We start from the raw sequence: 17,477 nt of genomic DNA, 5'->3' as shown, positions 1-17,477 counted from the left end.
ATAACAGTTTTATAAAAATTATAGTCCATTCGGGATAGATTGGGGGTAAAAATTTGATTGTTGATACATTAGCAAATGCCTCTATTAATATAACACTGTTTATTTTTGTTGTGTTTTTCGTGAAAGGAATTGAGTCTAACCATAATAAGAAGTATACACCTTCATATTGGATAAGTATAAAAAAGCATGACATTAAATTACTTTTGTGGGGAATTATCATATCACTATTTTATAAAATATCAGTAGGGTCTATAGGAGTTATTAGTGGAACAATGGTAGTAACTGTAGATCAATCAGGTATGACAAAATTTATAATTTTCATCTTAGCAAGTAGTTTTGGATTTTTAGGAGTAGCATTATTTGAAGAAGGATTATATAGGGGATACCTCATGCAGGTGTTGTTTAAAAAACTTCCTATATTTTTGGCAATAGTTTTACAAGCATTAATATTTGGATTAATACATTATCCTCATTATTCAGTACAACCTCATACATGGGTAAAAATTATTGATGCTATGCTAATAGGATTAATATTTGGAGTTATTGTTATAAAGACAAAATCTCTTATGTTTGTTATTGGAACTCATCTATTTTATAATGTTACTGAACAAATATTATTTGTAGATAACCCATATAAATCTACCAGACTTATTTGTTTTAAGAATTCTAATGTTTTATCATCAAGTTTACTGGGAGGTTTGTTTTATACCGAATTTATAGAATTAATTATATTATCCATTATAGCTCTATCATTAATATTTTTATTCCGAAAGGATATTTTGTATAAAAAAACTGAAAAATGTTTTTTGAATAATTAAAGAATACAAATTTATCTTAAGACGCTTCTTTCTTAATTATGAGTAACATGAAACTTAAAAGATTATCATTATAACATTGCTAAGTTTCAAAATTCCTGAGTTCTGTAAATATGCTGTATCATAATAAATCTCACAAAAATTAATTTCTATAAGTTTCTTCTTAGATTGAGAAATATAACTTGAAAGCATATCAATTAAGAGTTAACATACCACAAACATAAGATTTGGAGGTATGGATATGCTGGAAGAATTTCAAGAGTTTATTGATTTTTTTATTGATAAAAGGCTTAATGATATTTCACTTGGCTTAGGTAAAAAAGATAGAAATTATAAGAAGTTGGAAATTGCATTATTGGAGGTACAGAATAAGTTAATAAGTAAAGCTGATGAAGAATTACAGGGGCTATTTGTAGAATATGGAGACATTATAAATGCACAGATGGCTATTATATACAGGGAAATTTATATATGTGCTTTTAAAGATGCTTTGAAGTCTATTGGAATTATTGAGGAGATGAAAAAATAGGTAAAGTGTTGCTAGATATGTTTGGTAATATAATTGTTTTGACAAGAAACGCAGATGTAAATAATGACGACTTAACAGCATAAAAGTATTATGATTAGGAACGCTGAATCGTATCACAATTAAGACTCTAAATATTTTTATTAGAAGAATTAAATTAACTAGTAGTTAATTTTTATGAATAAAAGATGAAAATGCTTCAATTGTTTAAATTATATAGCTTTGATATCATTTAATTAACGAAGTCCTAGGTTAATTAGATATACAAATAAATGGAGGAGTTATTTTTATGAGAATAAGTGAGGTTATTAGAAATTATAGAAAAAAGGAAGATCTTACTCAAGAGCAAGTTGCTAATTATTTGAATATAAGTGCACCAGCAGTAAATAAATGGGAAAGCGGAATATCATGTCCAGATATAGCACTGTTAGCACCTCTTGCACGTGTTTTAAAAATTGATGTTAATACTTTATTAGCATTTAATGAGGAATTAACAGATGTAGAAGTAAAAAAGATTACAAGAGAGGTAGGTGAAATGGCATCAAAGGAGGGATTCCAAAAGGCTTTTGAAAAGGCCAGTGAATTAATTAAACAATATCCAAGTTGTGATGAGTTGACATATTGGATATCAGTAGTATTAAGAATATATTTATTGGGGTCTCAAATTGAGGAAAAAGATAAATATGAAAGAAAAATTATTACTTGGCTTGAACTTGTAGCAGGAAGTAATAAAGAAAAGACAGCTTCTATGGCAAAATTAGAATTATCAGCAATGTATAGGATGAAAAAAGAGTATAAAAAAGCTCAAGAATCATTAGATAAAATTCCAGAAGTAGATGTAGACAAAAAAATTCAACAGGCATTATTATTTGAAAGTAGCGGGGAAATTGATGAGGCTTATGGCATTTATGAAGGCATATTAAGGGGAAATGCTCATAAAACATTTGCTGCTTTATCTTTTATAATAGCACTGTTATACAAAGAAAAGAAATTTGGTGAAGCAGAAGAATACATAGAGCGTGCTAAAAAGGTTTCTGATGTATTTGATTTAGGAGCATACAATAAATATCAATTAGATTTATCTTTAGCAAGAGAAAAACAGGATAAAGAAAAAGCTATTGAAATGATTATAAATATGGTAAATGAAGCAAGTAGCATGGATAATTCTATGAAGTCAAAGCTTTATAAGCATATTAAATTTAATGTGACAAACACTTGGGACAAAGATAAATATGAAAGAGCAGTAAAAGGGGCATTTAAAAAAGATAAAACCCTTGATTTTGTGAAAAATGATTCTAGAATAAAATTTCTGTTGGAATAACACTAAAGTTGGCAAAAAGAGTTGAGTGTATCCTTTTTTAATGAAAAGACTATATCCTTTTTTAATGAAAAGACTATATCACTTGAAAATGATTGGTAATGGATATTTTATGATATAAAAATAGTAGCTTCTAATTACGGGTCGGGGCTACTATTTTTTGCTAGTTCACATTGTTCTTTTTAGATGACAAAAGTCTTTACCTAGAGCGGGTATAGGCTTTTTTATATGCAAAATTTTAGAGAGGAGGAAACTCATGCCCTATAAACAAAGTTTATCCTACAGCAAAAACTTAATAAAAGAAACTGAAATAGAAATTCCAAAGAAAAAGTTAATATTACCCTTTACAGGCACAGCTACAGTAAAGCTTTATGATGCTCTAACAGGAAAACAGACCTATGAAGCTAAAAGTGAAAATAGAATATCAGCTGTATTTGGTAATATGGCTTACCTTGACGGATTTTATTATCCTATGTTAGATAATATGCAAGAGAATATACTAAGTGATATATACACAACTTATCCATTTAGGGTAATGGCACTAACTACAGGAGATATTGCAGAAGACCTTTATGACTACTTTACCTGGGGAAGCATTATAGGTTATGCGGATGCATGGTATACTTACAGCGGAAGTGATGTGCTGAGGGGAACTGTAAATAAAAGTGAAACTACAAGAAGTAATACTGATGCATCAGGTACAAGGCATTATGTCATAGATTTTCCAACCAGTGCTGCTAATGGTACTTTTAAAAGTATATACTGGACAGGTGGAGCTAGTACCCAGGATATTGCACAGAGCCCTAAAATTAATAGTCTGTATCCTAAAACTGCATTAGAAACAGGGAGCAGCGGGAGTTCCCTGCCTTACTATAATCTGTGTACTGATGAAACAAACCTTTATGCCTTAATTAGAAATACCACAACCTTAGTGGTATATGATAAAACAACAGGTGTTAAGAAAGATAATATAACCCTGTCAGTTCAAGTTAAAGCAATAGCTTATGATGGCACAAACTTCTGGATTCTTATAAGTGATGGATCTTTTAAAAAACTTGATAAAAATTTTACGGTAATCTTATCTTACCCTAAAAGTGCAGCAGTACCTGATGATCTTGTTTCTAGTGTGCAGTATTATGATATAGCAGTAAATGCTGCTTATGTGTATATAACTTACAATGGCTGCACAGATACTTCTGGGTCAAGTTCCAAATATAAAAGCTGTATAGCAAAGTATAATAAAGACGGCACTTTTGCCAGTAAAACTGAAATATACACAGGGAGTATTGGCTTAATTACTTTAACTAAAATAACCAATAATAAATTGTGGGCAATAATAGAATACGGCACATGCCTCCAGTTAAATGAGGATTTAACAGTGTATGGCACTTCAAACTTTACTTCTACTAACTATGACAGTATTTCCTGGGACAGTGATACATCTACTATATTTACCTACACTGACAGCAGCTATGGACAATTGAAACAGCAGTATGTTGTACCCGCTTCAGCTCATACATTGATTCCAGAGACAGTGACAAAGACACCTACAAATACCATGAAAATACAATATGAGTTTACCTGTGATTATATATATCCACTGGATATGCCGGCACATTAAAAGTTCTAAGATGGGGGAGAGAGGAATGAAAGTTAATATTTTTCAGGCTGTATTTACAGCTGCTGGCGGTTACATCGGCTGGTTTTTAGGAGGCTGTGATGGTCTTATGTATGCACTGGTTGCTTTTGTGGTTATTGACTATATTACAGGACTTATGATAGCAGTGCTTGAGAAAAAGCTGTCCAGTGAGATTGGGTTCAGGGGAATATTTAAAAAGGTTTTAATATTTGTGTTTGTAGGTATAGGAAATATAATAGATGTTCAATTGCTCAAAAACGGCAGTGCAGTTCGTAGTGCTGTTATTTTTTTCTATATTTCTAACGAAGGAATCAGCATAATAGAAAACTCAGCCAAGGTAGGGCTTCCAATACCTGAAAAGTTAAAGGATATTTTAGGTCAAATAAATAAAGGGGGAGATAAATAATGACAAGGCTATGTTTTGATTATGGACATGGTGGAGAGGACAGCGGTGCTTGTTACAATGGAAGAAAAGAAAGTAATGATGTATTAGACCTAGGTAAATCTGTAGCAGCAGAAGTTAGAAAATATGGTGTAGTTGTAGATGAAACAAGAACCTCAGATGTCACAGTAAGCCTTAATGATAGAAGTAATTTTGAAAATAGAAATACTTATGATTATTTCATATCCTTCCACAGAAATGCCTTTCAGCCAGAGCAAGCGAAAGGAGTAGAAGCCTATACTTATTTAAATCCAGGAGCAAAATCTAAAAGTTTGGTTCAAACTATACAAACATCTCTTGTGAATTTGGGATTTGTAGATAGAGGGGTTAAAGAGGCTAACTATCATGTATTAAGAGAAACCAAGGCTTCAGCAGTGCTTGTTGAGATGGGCTTTATTGATAATACAGGAGACAATACTTTATTTGATGCAAAAAAAAATGAGATTATAAAAGCAATTGCAAAAGCAATCTTAGCTGAATTAGGAATTAACTATATTGAACCACAGCCAGAAGTTAAGGGTCAAACTCTTTATAGAGTGATTGTTGGGGCTTATTCAGCAAAAGAAAATGCTGATGCACAACTTGCCAAAGCAAAATCAGCTGGGTTTAAAGATGCTTATATTAAATCTGAATAATGAATAAGGAATTGTCTGTAGGAGTTTAATCACTCTTGCAGGCTTTTTTTTGAAAGTTGTCCAATATGTCCTCCTCCCGTGGCTAATAAGTAGAGGGTAACAAAAAAGACCCTCGGAAAGAGGTGACGGATATGGGACACAACTTGACAATCAGTGTATCCAAAAAGCCAAAGAAGGAAGGTGTTGTCAGTTGCCGCAATGTTACCGTGCGAGAACGCCTCTTGCGTTTTCTTCTCGGTGACAAGCACAAACTGACCATCATCGTACCGGGTGACACTGTTTCGGAATTGGCAATTACAGAAATCAAGGAAGGAGGACAAATTCATGAGTAAAATGAATGAACTTACAGCAAAACTTGCAGAATTAAAGCATTGTGGAGAAATCCTTATAGGGATATCCGAAACGCTGACTCAGATGTTCAGTTCTGATGATTCACAGGACAAGCAGGAAAAAGCACTTACGCTTACAGATGTTCGTAAGGTATTGGCGGAAAAATCCCGTAACGGTCATACGGCACAGGTCAAAAAACTTCTTATTAAATATGGAGCAGACAAGTTGTCTGAAATTGACCCATCGAAATATGCAGCATTACTTGCTGAAGTAGAGGTGCTTTGATATGGGAAAACACGCACTGCTTTCTGCATCAAGTAGCCACAGATGGCTTTCTTGCCCACCATCGGCAAGGTTGTGTGCAGAATATGAAGATAAAGGCAGTGAATATGCCTTACAAGGTACAAATGCACATACGCTTTGTGAGTATAAGTTGAAGAAACTGCTGGGAATGAAATGTGAGAACCCCATAAAAAACCTTTCATTTTATGATGAGAAAATGGAAGAATGTGCCGATGGTTACGCAGGTTATGTGGCAGAACAGCTTACCAAAGCAAAGGAAAAATGCACAGACCCCATCCTGTTAATTGAACAGAAATTAGATTTTTCTAAGTATGTAGAGGAAGGCTTTGGTACTGGAGACTGCGTGATTGTTGCTGATGGTACTGTATCGGTAATTGACTATAAGCACGGTCTTGGAGTGCTTGTATCATCAGAACATAATCCTCAGATGATGTGTTACGCTTTGGGTGCATTGGAGTTATTTGACGGCATTTATGATATTGATACTGTCAATATGACTATTTACCAGCCACGAAGAGAAAACATCAGTACCTACTCTATTTCCAAGGCAGAACTTATAAAGTGGGCAGAAGAAATCCTTGTTCCTACGGCAAAACTTGCCTTCGCAGGAGAAGGAGATTTCAAAGCTGGAGAGCATTGTCAGTTCTGTAAAGTGAAAGCCAAATGTCGCAAGCGTATGGAGTACAACATGGAACTTGCTAGGTATGATTTTAAAATGCCTGCCACATTAAGTGATGAGGAAATTGCAGTCATTCTTTCAAAAGTAGATGAATTATCATCTTGGGCAGAAGATGTGAAAGAGTACGCATTGCAGCAGGCATTAATTGGCGCAAAATATAATGGATTTAAGGTTGTTGAAGGTCGTTCTAATCGAAAATATATCGATGAAGATGAGGTTGCAAAAGCCGTATCCAGTGAAGGCTTTGACCCATATGAAAAGAAGGTGGCAGGAATTACGGCAATGCAAAAAATTCTCGGTAAAAAGAAATTTGAAGAGATACTTGGTGGTTTTGTGTATAAACCTCAGGGCAAACCAACACTTGTGCCGGAGAGTGACAAGCGTCCGGCAATGAATACAGCAATAGAAGATTTTAGTGAAAATTAAGGAGGAAACTATTATGTCAATTATTAATAATCCAATGAAGGTAATCACAGGTCCAGAAACAAGATGGTCTTATGCAAATGTATGGGACCCTAAGTCAATCAACGGAGGCGCACCGAAGTACAGTGTCAGTCTCATTATTCCTAAGTCCGATACAAATACAGTGGAGAAAATTCAGACGGCTATTCAGGCTGCATACGAGGAAGGTCAGGGTAAACTTAAGGGCAATGGTAAAACAGTTCCTGCACTTTCTGTACTTAAAAAACCTCTTCGTGATGGTGATATGGAAAGACCGGATGACCCTGCATATGCAGACAGCTATTTTATCAATGCCAACAGTGCGGCTGCACCGGGTATTGTAGATGCAGACCGTCAGCCGATTATCGAGAGAAGTGAAGTGTATAGTGGTGTTTACGGCCGTGCCAGCATTAGCTTTTATGCTTTCAATTCCAACGGTAACAAGGGCATTGCCTGCGGTCTTAATAATCTTCAGAAGATTAAGGATGGAGAGCCTCTTGGCGGTAAATCTCGTGCAGAGGATGATTTTGCTATAGAGGAAGATGATGGGTTCTTGTCTTAACAATTAGCAAATAAACGGGGCGGCAGAGTTCATCTTTGCCGCCTTTATCATAGTGATGGAGGCGAATTATGAGCAAAATTAAGACAATCTCGATTGATATAGAAACATTTTCTGATGTAAATTTGCAAAAAAGTGGAGTTTATAAATATGTGCAATCCTCTATGTTTAAGATATTACTGTTTGGATATTCCATAAACGGCTCGGACGTTATTATTGTAGATCTGGCACAGGGAGAAACAATCCCGGTAGATATCATCATGGCATTAACAGATGGAACCATCATCAAATGGGCGTTTAATGCTCAGTTTGAAAGAATATGCTTATCGGCATATTTGAAAAAATACTATCCACAGTACTTTTACAGTTACAGTATTCCGGAAGATACTGTGGGAGATTATCTTGACCCTAGATCATGGAGGTGTTCCATGATATGGTCTGCATATATGGGACTTCCCCTTTCCCTTGCAGGTGTAGGTGCAGTGCTTGGACTTGAAGAACAAAAGTTAAAAGAAGGTAAAGAACTTATACGATATTTTTGTGTACCATGTAAGCCAACCAAAACCAACGGTGGAAGGATACGAAATCTTCCTCACCATGATATGGCAAAGTGGAGCTCCTTTATATCTTATAACAAACGAGATGTGGAAGTAGAAATGTCTATTCAAGTAAAACTTGAGAAATTCCCCGTGCCAAATTTTATATGGGAAGAATATCATCTCGACCAAAAAATAAATGACAGAGGAATTCAACTTGATATGGATGTAGTGGCAAATGCCATATCAATTGATGAGCGTTCCAAGAATCAGTTGTCACAGGATATGCAGAAACTGACAAGTCTTGAAAACCCAAACTCGGTACAGCAGATGAAAAAGTGGTTATCCGATAATGGCTTGGAAACGGATTCACTTGATAAAAAAGTTATTGCAGACCTTTTGAAAACAGCAACCGAACCACTTCGCTCTGTGCTTATTTTAAGGCAGCAGCTTGCCAAGTCTTCAGTAAAGAAGTATCAGGCAATGGAAAACGCAGTCTGTGAAGATGGCCGAGCAAGAGGAATGTTCCAATTTTATGGTGCAAATAGGTCAGGTAGATGGGCAGGTAGATTGATTCAGCTACAAAATCTTCCTCAGAACCATATGCCGGATTTAGAACAGGCACGTTCTCTTATAAAAGAAAACGAGTACGATGCATTGGAATTTTTATATGATGATATTCCAGATACCCTGTCGCAGCTTATCCGTACAGCCTTTGTGCCAAGAAATGATATGAAATTTGTGGTAGCGGACTTTAGTGCAATTGAAGCAAGGGTGCTTAGTTTTCTTGCAAAAGAAACATGGAGAAATAAGGTTTTTAAGGATAATGGGGATATTTATTGTGCATCAGCCTCTGCAATGTTTTGTGTTCCTGTGGAAAAGCACGGTGTAAATAGACATCTAAGGCAGAAAGGAAAGATTGCGGAACTGGCTCTCGGCTACGGTGGCTCAATTGGAGCATTAAAATCAATGGGAGCCTTTGAAATGGGACTTGCTGAGGAAGAACTGCAGCCACTTGTGGATGCGTGGCGTAGTGCTAATCCTATGATTGTTCAATTTTGGTGGGATGTTGACCGCGCTGTAAAAAGTGCAGTAAAGCAGAAAATATCTACGGAAACACATGGCATTCATTTTATTTGTAAAAGTGGAATGCTGTTTATAAAACTACCCTCCAGCAGATGCCTTTCCTATGTGAAACCACGCATAGGAGAAAATAAATTTGGAGGAGAGTCTGTTACCTATGAGGGTGTAGGTACTACGAAGAAATGGGAGAGAATTGAAAGTTACGGATCTAAATTTGTGGAAAACATCGTTCAGGCAATTAGCCGTGATATTTTGATGTATGCCATCAGGATTTTGAGTCATTGCTTTATCTGTGGTCATGTTCACGATGAGGTTATTATCGAATGTAGCAAAGATGTATCCGTAGATGCTATTTGTGAGCAGATGGGAAGAACACCTCCTTGGATTGAAGATTTGTTACTAAGAGCCGATGGCTATGAAACCACGTTTTACAAGAAAGACTAAAGAAATATCGGAAAATGTCCAATTTTACCTCCTGCCATGGCTATTAGGCAGGAGGTGTTTTTTCTTATGAAAGATGAAAATAGAACAGTAACAAAAATTACGGAACAGAACCTGTTTCCTGTTCCATTAAAATATCAAATGACAGAAGAGCAAATGCGTAAGGATTATTACTATTACCTTGCACAAAAAATAATAAAGTCAATGCTTGATAAAGGACTAATTACTAATGATGAATTCAACAGAATAATGAAATTAAATCGGCAATCTTTCTCTCCAAATTTGGTCGAGATTATGCCTTGAAATCGTTGATATAACTTGGTTTTAGAGGTAATATGTGACACTGACAAGGAGGTGAAAATCGTGAAAAAAGTAACCAAAATAGAAACGGCAGTGGTGACTGGACTGCGTAAAAAGAAACTTCGTGTAGCAGCATACTGCCGTGTATCCACTGCCAGTGAAGAGCAGATGGAAAGTTTGACTGCACAAAAAGAACATTACGAAAAATATATAAAAGAAAATCCAGAATGGGAGTTCGCTGGACTGTATTATGATGAGGGCATCACTGGAACTAAAAAGGAAAAGCGAAAAGGTCTGCGGGCAATGATTACAGCATGTGAGTTAAAGCAGATTGATTTTATTATTACCAAATCCATCAGCCGATTCGCAAGGAATACACTTGATTGTCTGGAAATGGTTCGAAAGTTGATAGAACTTGGAGTTTTTCTATATTTCGAGAAGGAAAACATCAATACTCAGTCTATGCAGAGTGAAATGATCCTTTCCATATTAAGCAGTATGGCGCAAGATGAATCTTCATCAATTTCTGAGAATAATAAGTGGGGGGTCAAAACACGATTTAAAAATGGTACCTACAAGATTTCATATCCTCCATATGGTTATGCCAACACTGATGGAAAAATGGAAATTATTCCAGACGAGGCAGAAATAGTACGAGATATTTTTAAATGTGCCCTTGCTGGAAAAGGTAGCTATACGATAGCCAGAGAATTAAATGAAAGAAATGCTCTTACAAAAAAAGGTGGGAAATGGACAGGAACTTCTGTAAGAGATATTCTTTCCAATGAAAAATATACAGGAGATGTTCTTTTCCAAAAGACATACACTGACAGTCAGTTCAACCGTCATGCAAACCGTGGTGAAGAGGAGCAGTATTTTGTGCCAAACCATCATGAGGCCATCATTTGTCATAAAGATTTTGATGCGGTGCAGGCGGTTATCAGACAGCGTGGAAGTGAGAAAAACATTGATAAGGGTAGTTCAAAATATCTGAATAGATATGTGTTGTCTGGAAAAATCATCTGCGGAAACTGCGGTAGACATTTTAAGAGAAGAACACACTATACAGCAAAGAAATCTTATATTGCTTGGACTTGCCAAACTCACATTGAGCATAAAGAAGAGTGCACTATAAAATACATCAGTGAAGATGGAATAAATAGAGCCTTTGTACTAATGATGAATAAGCTTAAATTCGGCTATAAATCAGTGCTAAAACCTTTAAAAAATGGATTGAAAGCAATGAGTGGCGAAAGCCGTATTACAGTACTTGCTGATTTAAATGAACGCATAGAAAAAAACGCAGACCGTAAACGTGTTATAGCAGAACTTATGGGAAAGGGATTTCTGGATGCAGCACTTTTTACTAAAGAGTTATCTGATATTGCAGCAGAGGCTGAAATGCTTAAACAGGAGAAGAAACGTCTTGAAAGTTCGGCTACAGGCAATCATCAGCAACTGTCTGAGTTGGATGCACTTATTCATTATATTTCCAACAAGCCAGAAATTGTAAAATTCGAAGATGCAATCTTTGAGCGGTTCATAGAGAACATTGTTGTATATTCCAGAGATGAAATTGGATTCTGTATGAAATGCGGTATTACGCTGAGAGAAAGGATGGTGAATTAAATGGCTACACATACACCCTATGGTTATGTAATAGAAGATGGTAAGGCTGTTATTGATGAAGTTAGTGCAAAACAGATTAGGCAGTTATATGAAAATTATCTATCTGGTGACAGTCTTCAAAATGCAGCAGCCAAGGCAGGTATAAATACATGGTATGGTACAGCATCAAGAATGCTTGCAAATAAAAAGTATCTTGGAACCAAGTATTATCCTACCATTATTGACCGCGATTTATTTGATATGGTGCAAGAGGAGCGACATAGAAGGGCAGTTGCTTTGGGGAGGGTTTATGATGAAAAATTGAATGAACCAACTGCATTAGATAGCACTCCTGCACCACTAGAATTTTGGATGAGACCGTTGGTGATTAAATTCCAAGACCCTTACAAGCAGGCTGAATTTGCTTACAGCCTTATAGAAAGAGAGATGAGTTAAAATGGGAACAAGAAACATAACAGTTATTCCAGCCAAATCAAGGATTGGAAATACTGCATCAGCAGTACAGATACCAAAATTAAGGGTAGCCGCCTACTGCCGTGTTTCTACTGACAGCGATGAGCAGGCTACCAGCTACGAGGCACAGGTGGAACATTACACAGATTTTATAAAAAAGAATACTGAGTGGGAATTTGCTGGGATATTTGCAGACGATGGAATCAGCGGAACAAACACTAAAAAGCGTGAAGAATTTAATCGCATGATTGATGAGTGCATGGCTGGAAACATTGATATGATTGTAACTAAATCCATAAGCAGATTTGCTCGAAACACACTGGATTGCCTAAAATATATCCGTAAACTGAAAGAAAAAAATATTCCAGTATATTTCGAGAAGGAATCCATCAATACAATGGATGCCAAGGGTGAAGTGCTGCTTACCATTATGGCATCACTTGCCCAACAGGAAAGTCAGTCATTGAGCCAGAATGTAAAACTTGGATTGCAGTACCGTTATCAGCAAGGAATTGTCCAGATTAACCATAACCGTTTCCTCGGATACACCAAAGATGAGGAAGGACATTTGGTTATTGAGCCAAATGGAGCGGAAGTTGTAAAAAGAATTTACCGTGAGTATTTGGAAGGGGCAAGTCTGATAGAGATAGCAAGAGGACTGATGGCAGATAATATTTTAACCTCTGCGGGGAAAGAAAAATGGAGACAGGAAACTATTAAAAAGATACTTAAGAATGAAAAATATATTGGCGATGCTCTTTTACAGAAAACTTACACAGTAGACTTCCTTACCAAAAAGAGAGTAAAGAATGATGGTATTGTTCCTCAGTATTATGTGGAAAACAATCATGATGCAATTATACCGCGGGATTTATATATGCAGGTTCAGGAAGAGATGGAACGCAGAAGTAACATCAAAAGTGGTAATAGTGGTAAGAAACGCATTTATAGCAGTAAATACGCTTTATCAACTATTGTTATTTGCGGACACTGTGGGGATATTTTTCGAAGAATCCATTGGAATAATCACGGTTGCAAATCCATCGTGTGGAGGTGTGTAAGCAGGCTTGATAAGACGTCGGTGGACTGCATGGCTAGGACGATTAGGGAAACGGAGTTGCATGATGCAGTAATAAAGGCAGTCAATAAGGTTTTTGGGGCAAAGACAGAATTTATAAATATTTTGGAAAAGAACATAGCGTTAGTCATGAACCAGGTGGATAAGAATGCCATTCCTGAAATTGATAAGAAATTGGAGCAGCTACAAAAGGAACTCTTTCGACTTGCCAACAACAAAGAGGATTATTCTATCCTTGTAGACGAGATTTACCGACTCCGAGATGAAAAAGAAGCAGCGATGACTAAGAATGCCGGATATGCAAGTCAGAAGCAACGAATGGTTGATATGACCAAATTCTTGAAGCTACAGAAATGCATAGTGGAATATTATGATGAGCAACTTGTCAGAAAGTTGATTAAGGGTATAACAATTTATGATGAGAAAATTACAGTGACATTTAAATCTGGTTTGATAGTTGATATGGAGATTTAATATAGAAAAACAAATCCTTACAGAGCTTTAGCACTTTATAAAGATGTAAGGTGTTTGTTCTGCATAACAGTAAATAGTGATTATATTTAATTAATAAATCCTTTTTAGATAAACTTGAGTTTAATGCACTAAAAATTCACAATACAACAGGTTGGTGAATTAATGTAGCTGTTATTGGTGAATGTAATTGTTAAAATTGAAACAAAATGCTTAAAATATATGCAAATTATTTTAAAAATAATTTGCATATATTTTATTGATATTATAAACATAAAAACAAAATATATAAAAATATTTTTAAAACTATTGACAAATATAACTGGTAAATGTATATTATTTTTATAATAATACTAAAAGGAGTATTGATATGGAAAATGTAGAAAGCAAAAGAGACAAATTTATTAGAATTGCTGAGGCTAGAACAAACAAGATTATTTCGATGATTCAACTGCTTGGAAACTGTTCAAATCAATCTTCATACGATTATACAGAAAAAGATGTTTCAGATATTTTTAATGCAATTGATAAAGAGCTAAAACTAGCAAGGCAAAAATTTAATACGACAGATGATAAATTAACAAAGTTCAAATTGAATCGATAATAAGGAGGGTTATTATGACAACGATTGAAAAAACTCAAATCCCACATAATTTTTCTAAAGAAGTTGAATGGGTGTTTGGCGCATATGAAGATGCCGGAGTAGATTTGGCAAATGGATTTCAAAAAGACTGCATTCAAAATTGCGCTGGTGCTCGTAAAGTAAATTCATGGAAGGATTGGAATTGCAATATATATTTAAAAGAAACCGAAAAGGGTCTTTTTCTCGTTGTTGAAGATTCTGGCACGCAAGGCTTAACAGGACCTAATATTTCTGCAACAGAAATAAAACATCGCATGGATGCTAATGAATATTTCGATAGTGACTATAGGTTGGCCAGATTTTCCTCAATGCATAATTCTGGTGGAAATGCAACTGGAGCAGGTACGTATGGGGTTGGCAAAATTATTTATGCCGTTGGATCAAAGAATTATTCTTATTATTTTGATTCTCTTACAGTTGAAGAAAAGTATGTTGCTAACATGCTAGATAATGGTAATATTTTTGAAAAGGCATATGAGGGTAAGGAAGCAGAAAAATTTATAAAGGACAATACTGGATTTGAGCCAAAAACGACAGTTGGCACAAGAGTTATCATAGTAAATCCAAAGGATGAATTAGTTGGCGCTATTAATGATGGGACAATGGTTAAGTATATCCAGGAGACTTGGTGGAGAATTATTGAACGACTTGAGGACAAGTCTTCTGCAATTGCTGTAAATGGTGAAAAGGTTCATATGGTAAACCAGCCAGAGTGTGTGCAAAGATATGACCTTCCTACTTCTGAAATATATCGTGATGGATATCGTGTAAAGCATTTCGGGCTTTATGTATTTTCTAATAAAGAAAATATATGGTCAGGTGTTTCTTATTACAGAAAAGGTATGAAGATTGGTGATGTAGAAATTAGTGATATTCCAGATAAAATTAAAGGGAAATTCTGGGGATTTGTTGAAGTAGATGAAGACTGGGAAAATGAACTTGCAGAGATTGAAGATAAGGTGCATTTTGGAGTTAGTAAAGGTAAAAAACTAAAAAATGCGTATCAATATTTAAAAAAATACTCAGCAGAAAAATTTCGCAAGTTAATGGTTGAATGGAATTATATTAAAGATAAGGAAAATGAAGATCGAAAATTGCAAGAAGAAATTCAGGCGATAGCCGAAGAAATTCAGAATCTTTTTGATTCACTTGGTTTTGAAGATTTGGGTAAAGGACCCAAAAAGCCTGATTTTGATGTTAGATGGCAGAATATTGCATATCCTACAAAAGGTTCTGTAGAAGTTAAGCTTAATGACAAGATTTCATTTGATATCAGAATTAAGAGTGACTATATAGCAAATAAAAAGTTTGAATATTCTTTGATTGTGGTTGATAATACTGATAAAACGGTTGTTTCAAATATCTGTGCTGAGACAATAAATGTTGAACCCAATTGCGTTTTTACAAATACATTTACACTTGATGTAACTGAAAAAAATGCTAGAAGATTTGCTGAGAATCGTGTGATATTAAAAGTTTCTGCTCAAGGTAGTGGAAAAGTAAAAACAAAAGAGTTGCCATTCTTTTTTGATATTTCAAAACCTGACAATTCTAGGAAAGAAGTTATTCTAACTCTTAATAGCTGTACATTTCCTCGTACAGGAAACCGCCGGATAAATTTTGATGAAACTTTAAAAGAGATTGCATATAGAGTAGAAAACAAAAGACCAGATGATTTGGAGTTTCAAATGAATGTTAGCATTCACGATGCACGTGAGGCATCTTGTCCTAAACTAATTGATATTGGCTCTTATACTGGTATAGTTGGTCCTTATGAAGAAACTGTTATTGATATTCCTGATATCACTTTTTGGGAAGAAGTATACGAGAAGTTCCTGAATAAAGGAGAACTTGAACTAAGAGCACGTATAATTGCTGCAGAAGATAGTGGCGAATATGAAAAGGGAGATAGAATAACAAAATACATTTATAAATTGTTTTTCAATTGCGATGAAAAGAATGGTAAATCAGATGCTTTTCAAACTAGAAATATAGATGCACCAGATGATGTAAGACGTTCATGGTATGAAACGAATGGTATTGGTAAAATAATTTGTTTAAACACTGCCCATGTTGCATATATGTTTGTTGCTGATTTACCTGATATGCAAAGAGCTTATATTAAAGAACAAATGTTGAAACAATATGTATTTTTGTATTTGCATGAACAAAAATATAGTATGTTCAATGTTGATGGAAAGAAACTGGAGGAAATGGACATACTAGAGTCTAATGAAGCAGTTAATAGAAAATTTGAGTCTGTTTTAGCGGCTAGTTTTAAATAGAGGTGGTGAACAATGGGATACTTAGTAGAGCGAGATTCAGAAGGTAGATTAATATATGTATGCGACTCGTTTCTGACATCAAGAGAGAAAGCTGTATATGATAATCTGTTATTGGATTTAGAAAATGACATACCTAAAATCGAGGAAGGGTTAAAAAAGGAATATGGCAAATCTGTATTGTATAAATATTTTCTAGGAAAATGTCTTTCTGATTTTTTAGAAAAGTATAAAATCAATGATTCAGAACGAAGAAAATTTTGGGATGAAATAAAGGATTTTGCAACACAAGAGGTAAGAAAGCGAGACGACGGATCAGTATCAAAAAGACGTAGTTTTTATGAACAATGCTATGTATTATCGCAGTATAATATTGAAGTTGTACAAAAACTTTCTTGGAGACAGTGGCAAGACTTATTAGACAGAGTATCGAATCGTGAAGATGAGCGAATCTTTGAGTGGTTAAGAAATATAAGCGAAAAAATTCGTGAAGACGATTGGCGTGAGTTTGAGAAAGCATTACATTTGTATTTAAAGAGTAAAGACACATCGGTCTTTTCAGATGATGAATTGTTTGAAATATACAATACTTTGTTTGCCATGAGTATCTATTGGCGTATTGCCTTTGCGCGGTTTTCTAAAGACTTTCCTAATAGTGCAAAAATTAAGAGTAAAACAAGACGCTCCAAAAAATATCAGAGTGCTTGCTTTCAAATAAAGAAAGAAAAGCGAAAGCCACTTGATGATGTGATTTTTGCTGAAGCTTTCGACATTGCTATGAAATAGTAAATCCATTTAAAAAGTGGAGATTCAAGTAATTAGCAATATAACAGCGCCTAAAGTTGATATTTTGTCTATCGCCACAACGTATAAT

At 35.1% G+C, this 17,477-nt stretch carries 18 protein-coding genes; all 18 read left to right on the top strand.

The window, feature by feature from the left end; all coding sequences use genetic code 11:
• The first annotated feature begins 53 nt into the window (after positions 1–53).
• Complete coding sequence (locus tag BS101_RS14890) at positions 54–818, top strand: CPBP family intramembrane glutamic endopeptidase (RefSeq protein WP_073539535.1); 765 nt, start codon at positions 54–56, stop codon at positions 816–818.
• A 238-nt stretch (positions 819–1,056) separates the two neighbouring features.
• A complete protein-coding gene (locus BS101_RS14885) occupies positions 1,057–1,344 on the top strand; it encodes a hypothetical protein (RefSeq protein ID WP_073539534.1) in 288 nt (95 codons plus the stop codon).
• Positions 1,345–1,630: 286 nt separating this feature from the next.
• Positions 1,631–2,662 (top strand): helix-turn-helix domain-containing protein, encoded by a 1,032-nt coding sequence (locus BS101_RS14880; RefSeq protein WP_073539533.1) that lies wholly within the window; start codon positions 1,631–1,633, stop codon positions 2,660–2,662.
• Positions 2,663–2,915: 253 nt separating this feature from the next.
• Positions 2,916–4,280, top strand: a complete 1,365-nt coding sequence (locus BS101_RS14875) for a hypothetical protein (protein ID WP_073539532.1) — start codon at positions 2,916–2,918, stop codon at positions 4,278–4,280.
• A gap of 25 nt (positions 4,281–4,305) precedes the next feature.
• Entirely contained in the window at positions 4,306–4,704 is a 399-nt protein-coding gene (locus BS101_RS14870; protein ID WP_073539531.1) for a phage holin family protein, read from the top strand.
• Complete coding sequence (locus tag BS101_RS14865) at positions 4,704–5,375, top strand: N-acetylmuramoyl-L-alanine amidase (protein ID WP_073539530.1); 672 nt, start codon at positions 4,704–4,706, stop codon at positions 5,373–5,375. The genes BS101_RS14870 and BS101_RS14865 overlap by 1 nt, the downstream gene beginning before the upstream one ends.
• 131 nt (positions 5,376–5,506) lie before the next feature.
• Positions 5,507–5,707 carry a hypothetical protein gene (locus BS101_RS14860; RefSeq protein WP_073539529.1) on the top strand — a complete coding sequence of 67 codons (201 nt, stop codon included), beginning with the start codon at positions 5,507–5,509 and terminating at the stop codon, positions 5,705–5,707.
• A complete protein-coding gene (locus BS101_RS14855) occupies positions 5,700–5,990 on the top strand; it encodes a DNA ligase (RefSeq protein WP_073539528.1) in 291 nt (96 codons plus the stop codon). The genes BS101_RS14860 and BS101_RS14855 overlap by 8 nt, the downstream gene beginning before the upstream one ends.
• A gap of 1 nt (position 5,991) precedes the next feature.
• Positions 5,992–7,113 carry a DUF2800 domain-containing protein gene (locus BS101_RS14850; protein WP_073539527.1) on the top strand — a complete coding sequence of 374 codons (1,122 nt, stop codon included), beginning with the start codon at positions 5,992–5,994 and terminating at the stop codon, positions 7,111–7,113.
• A gap of 13 nt (positions 7,114–7,126) precedes the next feature.
• A complete protein-coding gene (locus tag BS101_RS14845; RefSeq protein WP_073539526.1) occupies positions 7,127–7,690 on the top strand; it encodes a DUF2815 family protein in 564 nt (187 codons plus the stop codon).
• A gap of 77 nt (positions 7,691–7,767) precedes the next feature.
• A complete protein-coding gene (locus tag BS101_RS14840) occupies positions 7,768–9,750 on the top strand; it encodes a DNA polymerase (RefSeq protein WP_347472943.1) in 1,983 nt (660 codons plus the stop codon).
• Between the two features lie 66 nt (positions 9,751–9,816).
• Positions 9,817–10,050, top strand: coding sequence for an SHOCT domain-containing protein (locus BS101_RS14835; RefSeq protein WP_083585742.1), 234 nt, complete (start codon positions 9,817–9,819; stop codon positions 10,048–10,050).
• A gap of 60 nt (positions 10,051–10,110) precedes the next feature.
• On the top strand, positions 10,111–11,676 hold the full coding sequence (locus BS101_RS14830) for a recombinase family protein (protein WP_073539523.1): 1,566 nt from the start codon (positions 10,111–10,113) through the stop codon (positions 11,674–11,676).
• Entirely contained in the window at positions 11,677–12,111 is a 435-nt protein-coding gene (locus BS101_RS14825) for a hypothetical protein (protein ID WP_073539522.1), read from the top strand.
• 1 nt (position 12,112) lies between these two features.
• Positions 12,113–13,681, top strand: a complete 1,569-nt coding sequence (locus BS101_RS14820; RefSeq protein WP_073539521.1) for a recombinase family protein — start codon at positions 12,113–12,115, stop codon at positions 13,679–13,681.
• Positions 13,682–14,048: 367 nt separating this feature from the next.
• Entirely contained in the window at positions 14,049–14,282 is a 234-nt protein-coding gene (locus tag BS101_RS14815) for a hypothetical protein (protein WP_073539520.1), read from the top strand.
• A 14-nt stretch (positions 14,283–14,296) separates the two neighbouring features.
• Positions 14,297–16,606 (top strand): hypothetical protein, encoded by a 2,310-nt coding sequence (locus BS101_RS14810; protein WP_073539519.1) that lies wholly within the window; start codon positions 14,297–14,299, stop codon positions 16,604–16,606.
• 12 nt (positions 16,607–16,618) lie between these two features.
• A complete protein-coding gene (locus BS101_RS14805) occupies positions 16,619–17,389 on the top strand; it encodes an ATP-dependent helicase (RefSeq protein WP_073539518.1) in 771 nt (256 codons plus the stop codon).
• Positions 17,390–17,477 lie beyond the last annotated feature (88 nt).

The sequence above is a fragment of the Clostridium kluyveri genome, assembly GCF_001902295.1.
Classification (GTDB): Bacteria; Bacillota; Clostridia; order Clostridiales; family Clostridiaceae; genus Clostridium_B; species Clostridium_B kluyveri_B.
Note: the sequence above shows the minus strand (reverse complement) of the source record. Positions and strands in the feature narration are given on the sequence as shown.

Bases quoted from the DNA above. Each gene is read 5' to 3' on its own strand.
- BS101_RS14855 (WP_073539528.1), top strand. From the start codon at position 5,700: ATGAGTAAAATGAATGAACTTACAGCAAAACTTGCAGAATTAAAGCAT.
- BS101_RS14850 (WP_073539527.1), top strand. From the start codon at position 5,992: ATGGGAAAACACGCACTGCTTTCTGCATCAAGTAGCCACAGATGGCTT.
- BS101_RS14845 (WP_073539526.1), top strand. From the start codon at position 7,127: ATGTCAATTATTAATAATCCAATGAAGGTAATCACAGGTCCAGAAACA.
- BS101_RS14870 (WP_073539531.1), top strand. From the start codon at position 4,306: ATGAAAGTTAATATTTTTCAGGCTGTATTTACAGCTGCTGGCGGTTAC.
- BS101_RS14865 (WP_073539530.1), top strand. From the start codon at position 4,704: ATGACAAGGCTATGTTTTGATTATGGACATGGTGGAGAGGACAGCGGT.
- BS101_RS14810 (WP_073539519.1), top strand. From the start codon at position 14,297: ATGACAACGATTGAAAAAACTCAAATCCCACATAATTTTTCTAAAGAA.
- BS101_RS14825 (WP_073539522.1), top strand. From the start codon at position 11,677: ATGGCTACACATACACCCTATGGTTATGTAATAGAAGATGGTAAGGCT.
- BS101_RS14815 (WP_073539520.1), top strand. From the start codon at position 14,049: ATGGAAAATGTAGAAAGCAAAAGAGACAAATTTATTAGAATTGCTGAG.
- BS101_RS14860 (WP_073539529.1), top strand. From the start codon at position 5,507: ATGGGACACAACTTGACAATCAGTGTATCCAAAAAGCCAAAGAAGGAA.
- BS101_RS14875 (WP_073539532.1), top strand. From the start codon at position 2,916: ATGCCCTATAAACAAAGTTTATCCTACAGCAAAAACTTAATAAAAGAA.
- BS101_RS14885 (WP_073539534.1), top strand. From the start codon at position 1,057: ATGCTGGAAGAATTTCAAGAGTTTATTGATTTTTTTATTGATAAAAGG.
- BS101_RS14880 (WP_073539533.1), top strand. From the start codon at position 1,631: ATGAGAATAAGTGAGGTTATTAGAAATTATAGAAAAAAGGAAGATCTT.
- BS101_RS14820 (WP_073539521.1), top strand. From the start codon at position 12,113: ATGGGAACAAGAAACATAACAGTTATTCCAGCCAAATCAAGGATTGGA.
- BS101_RS14805 (WP_073539518.1), top strand. From the start codon at position 16,619: ATGGGATACTTAGTAGAGCGAGATTCAGAAGGTAGATTAATATATGTA.
- BS101_RS14835 (WP_083585742.1), top strand. From the start codon at position 9,817: ATGAAAGATGAAAATAGAACAGTAACAAAAATTACGGAACAGAACCTG.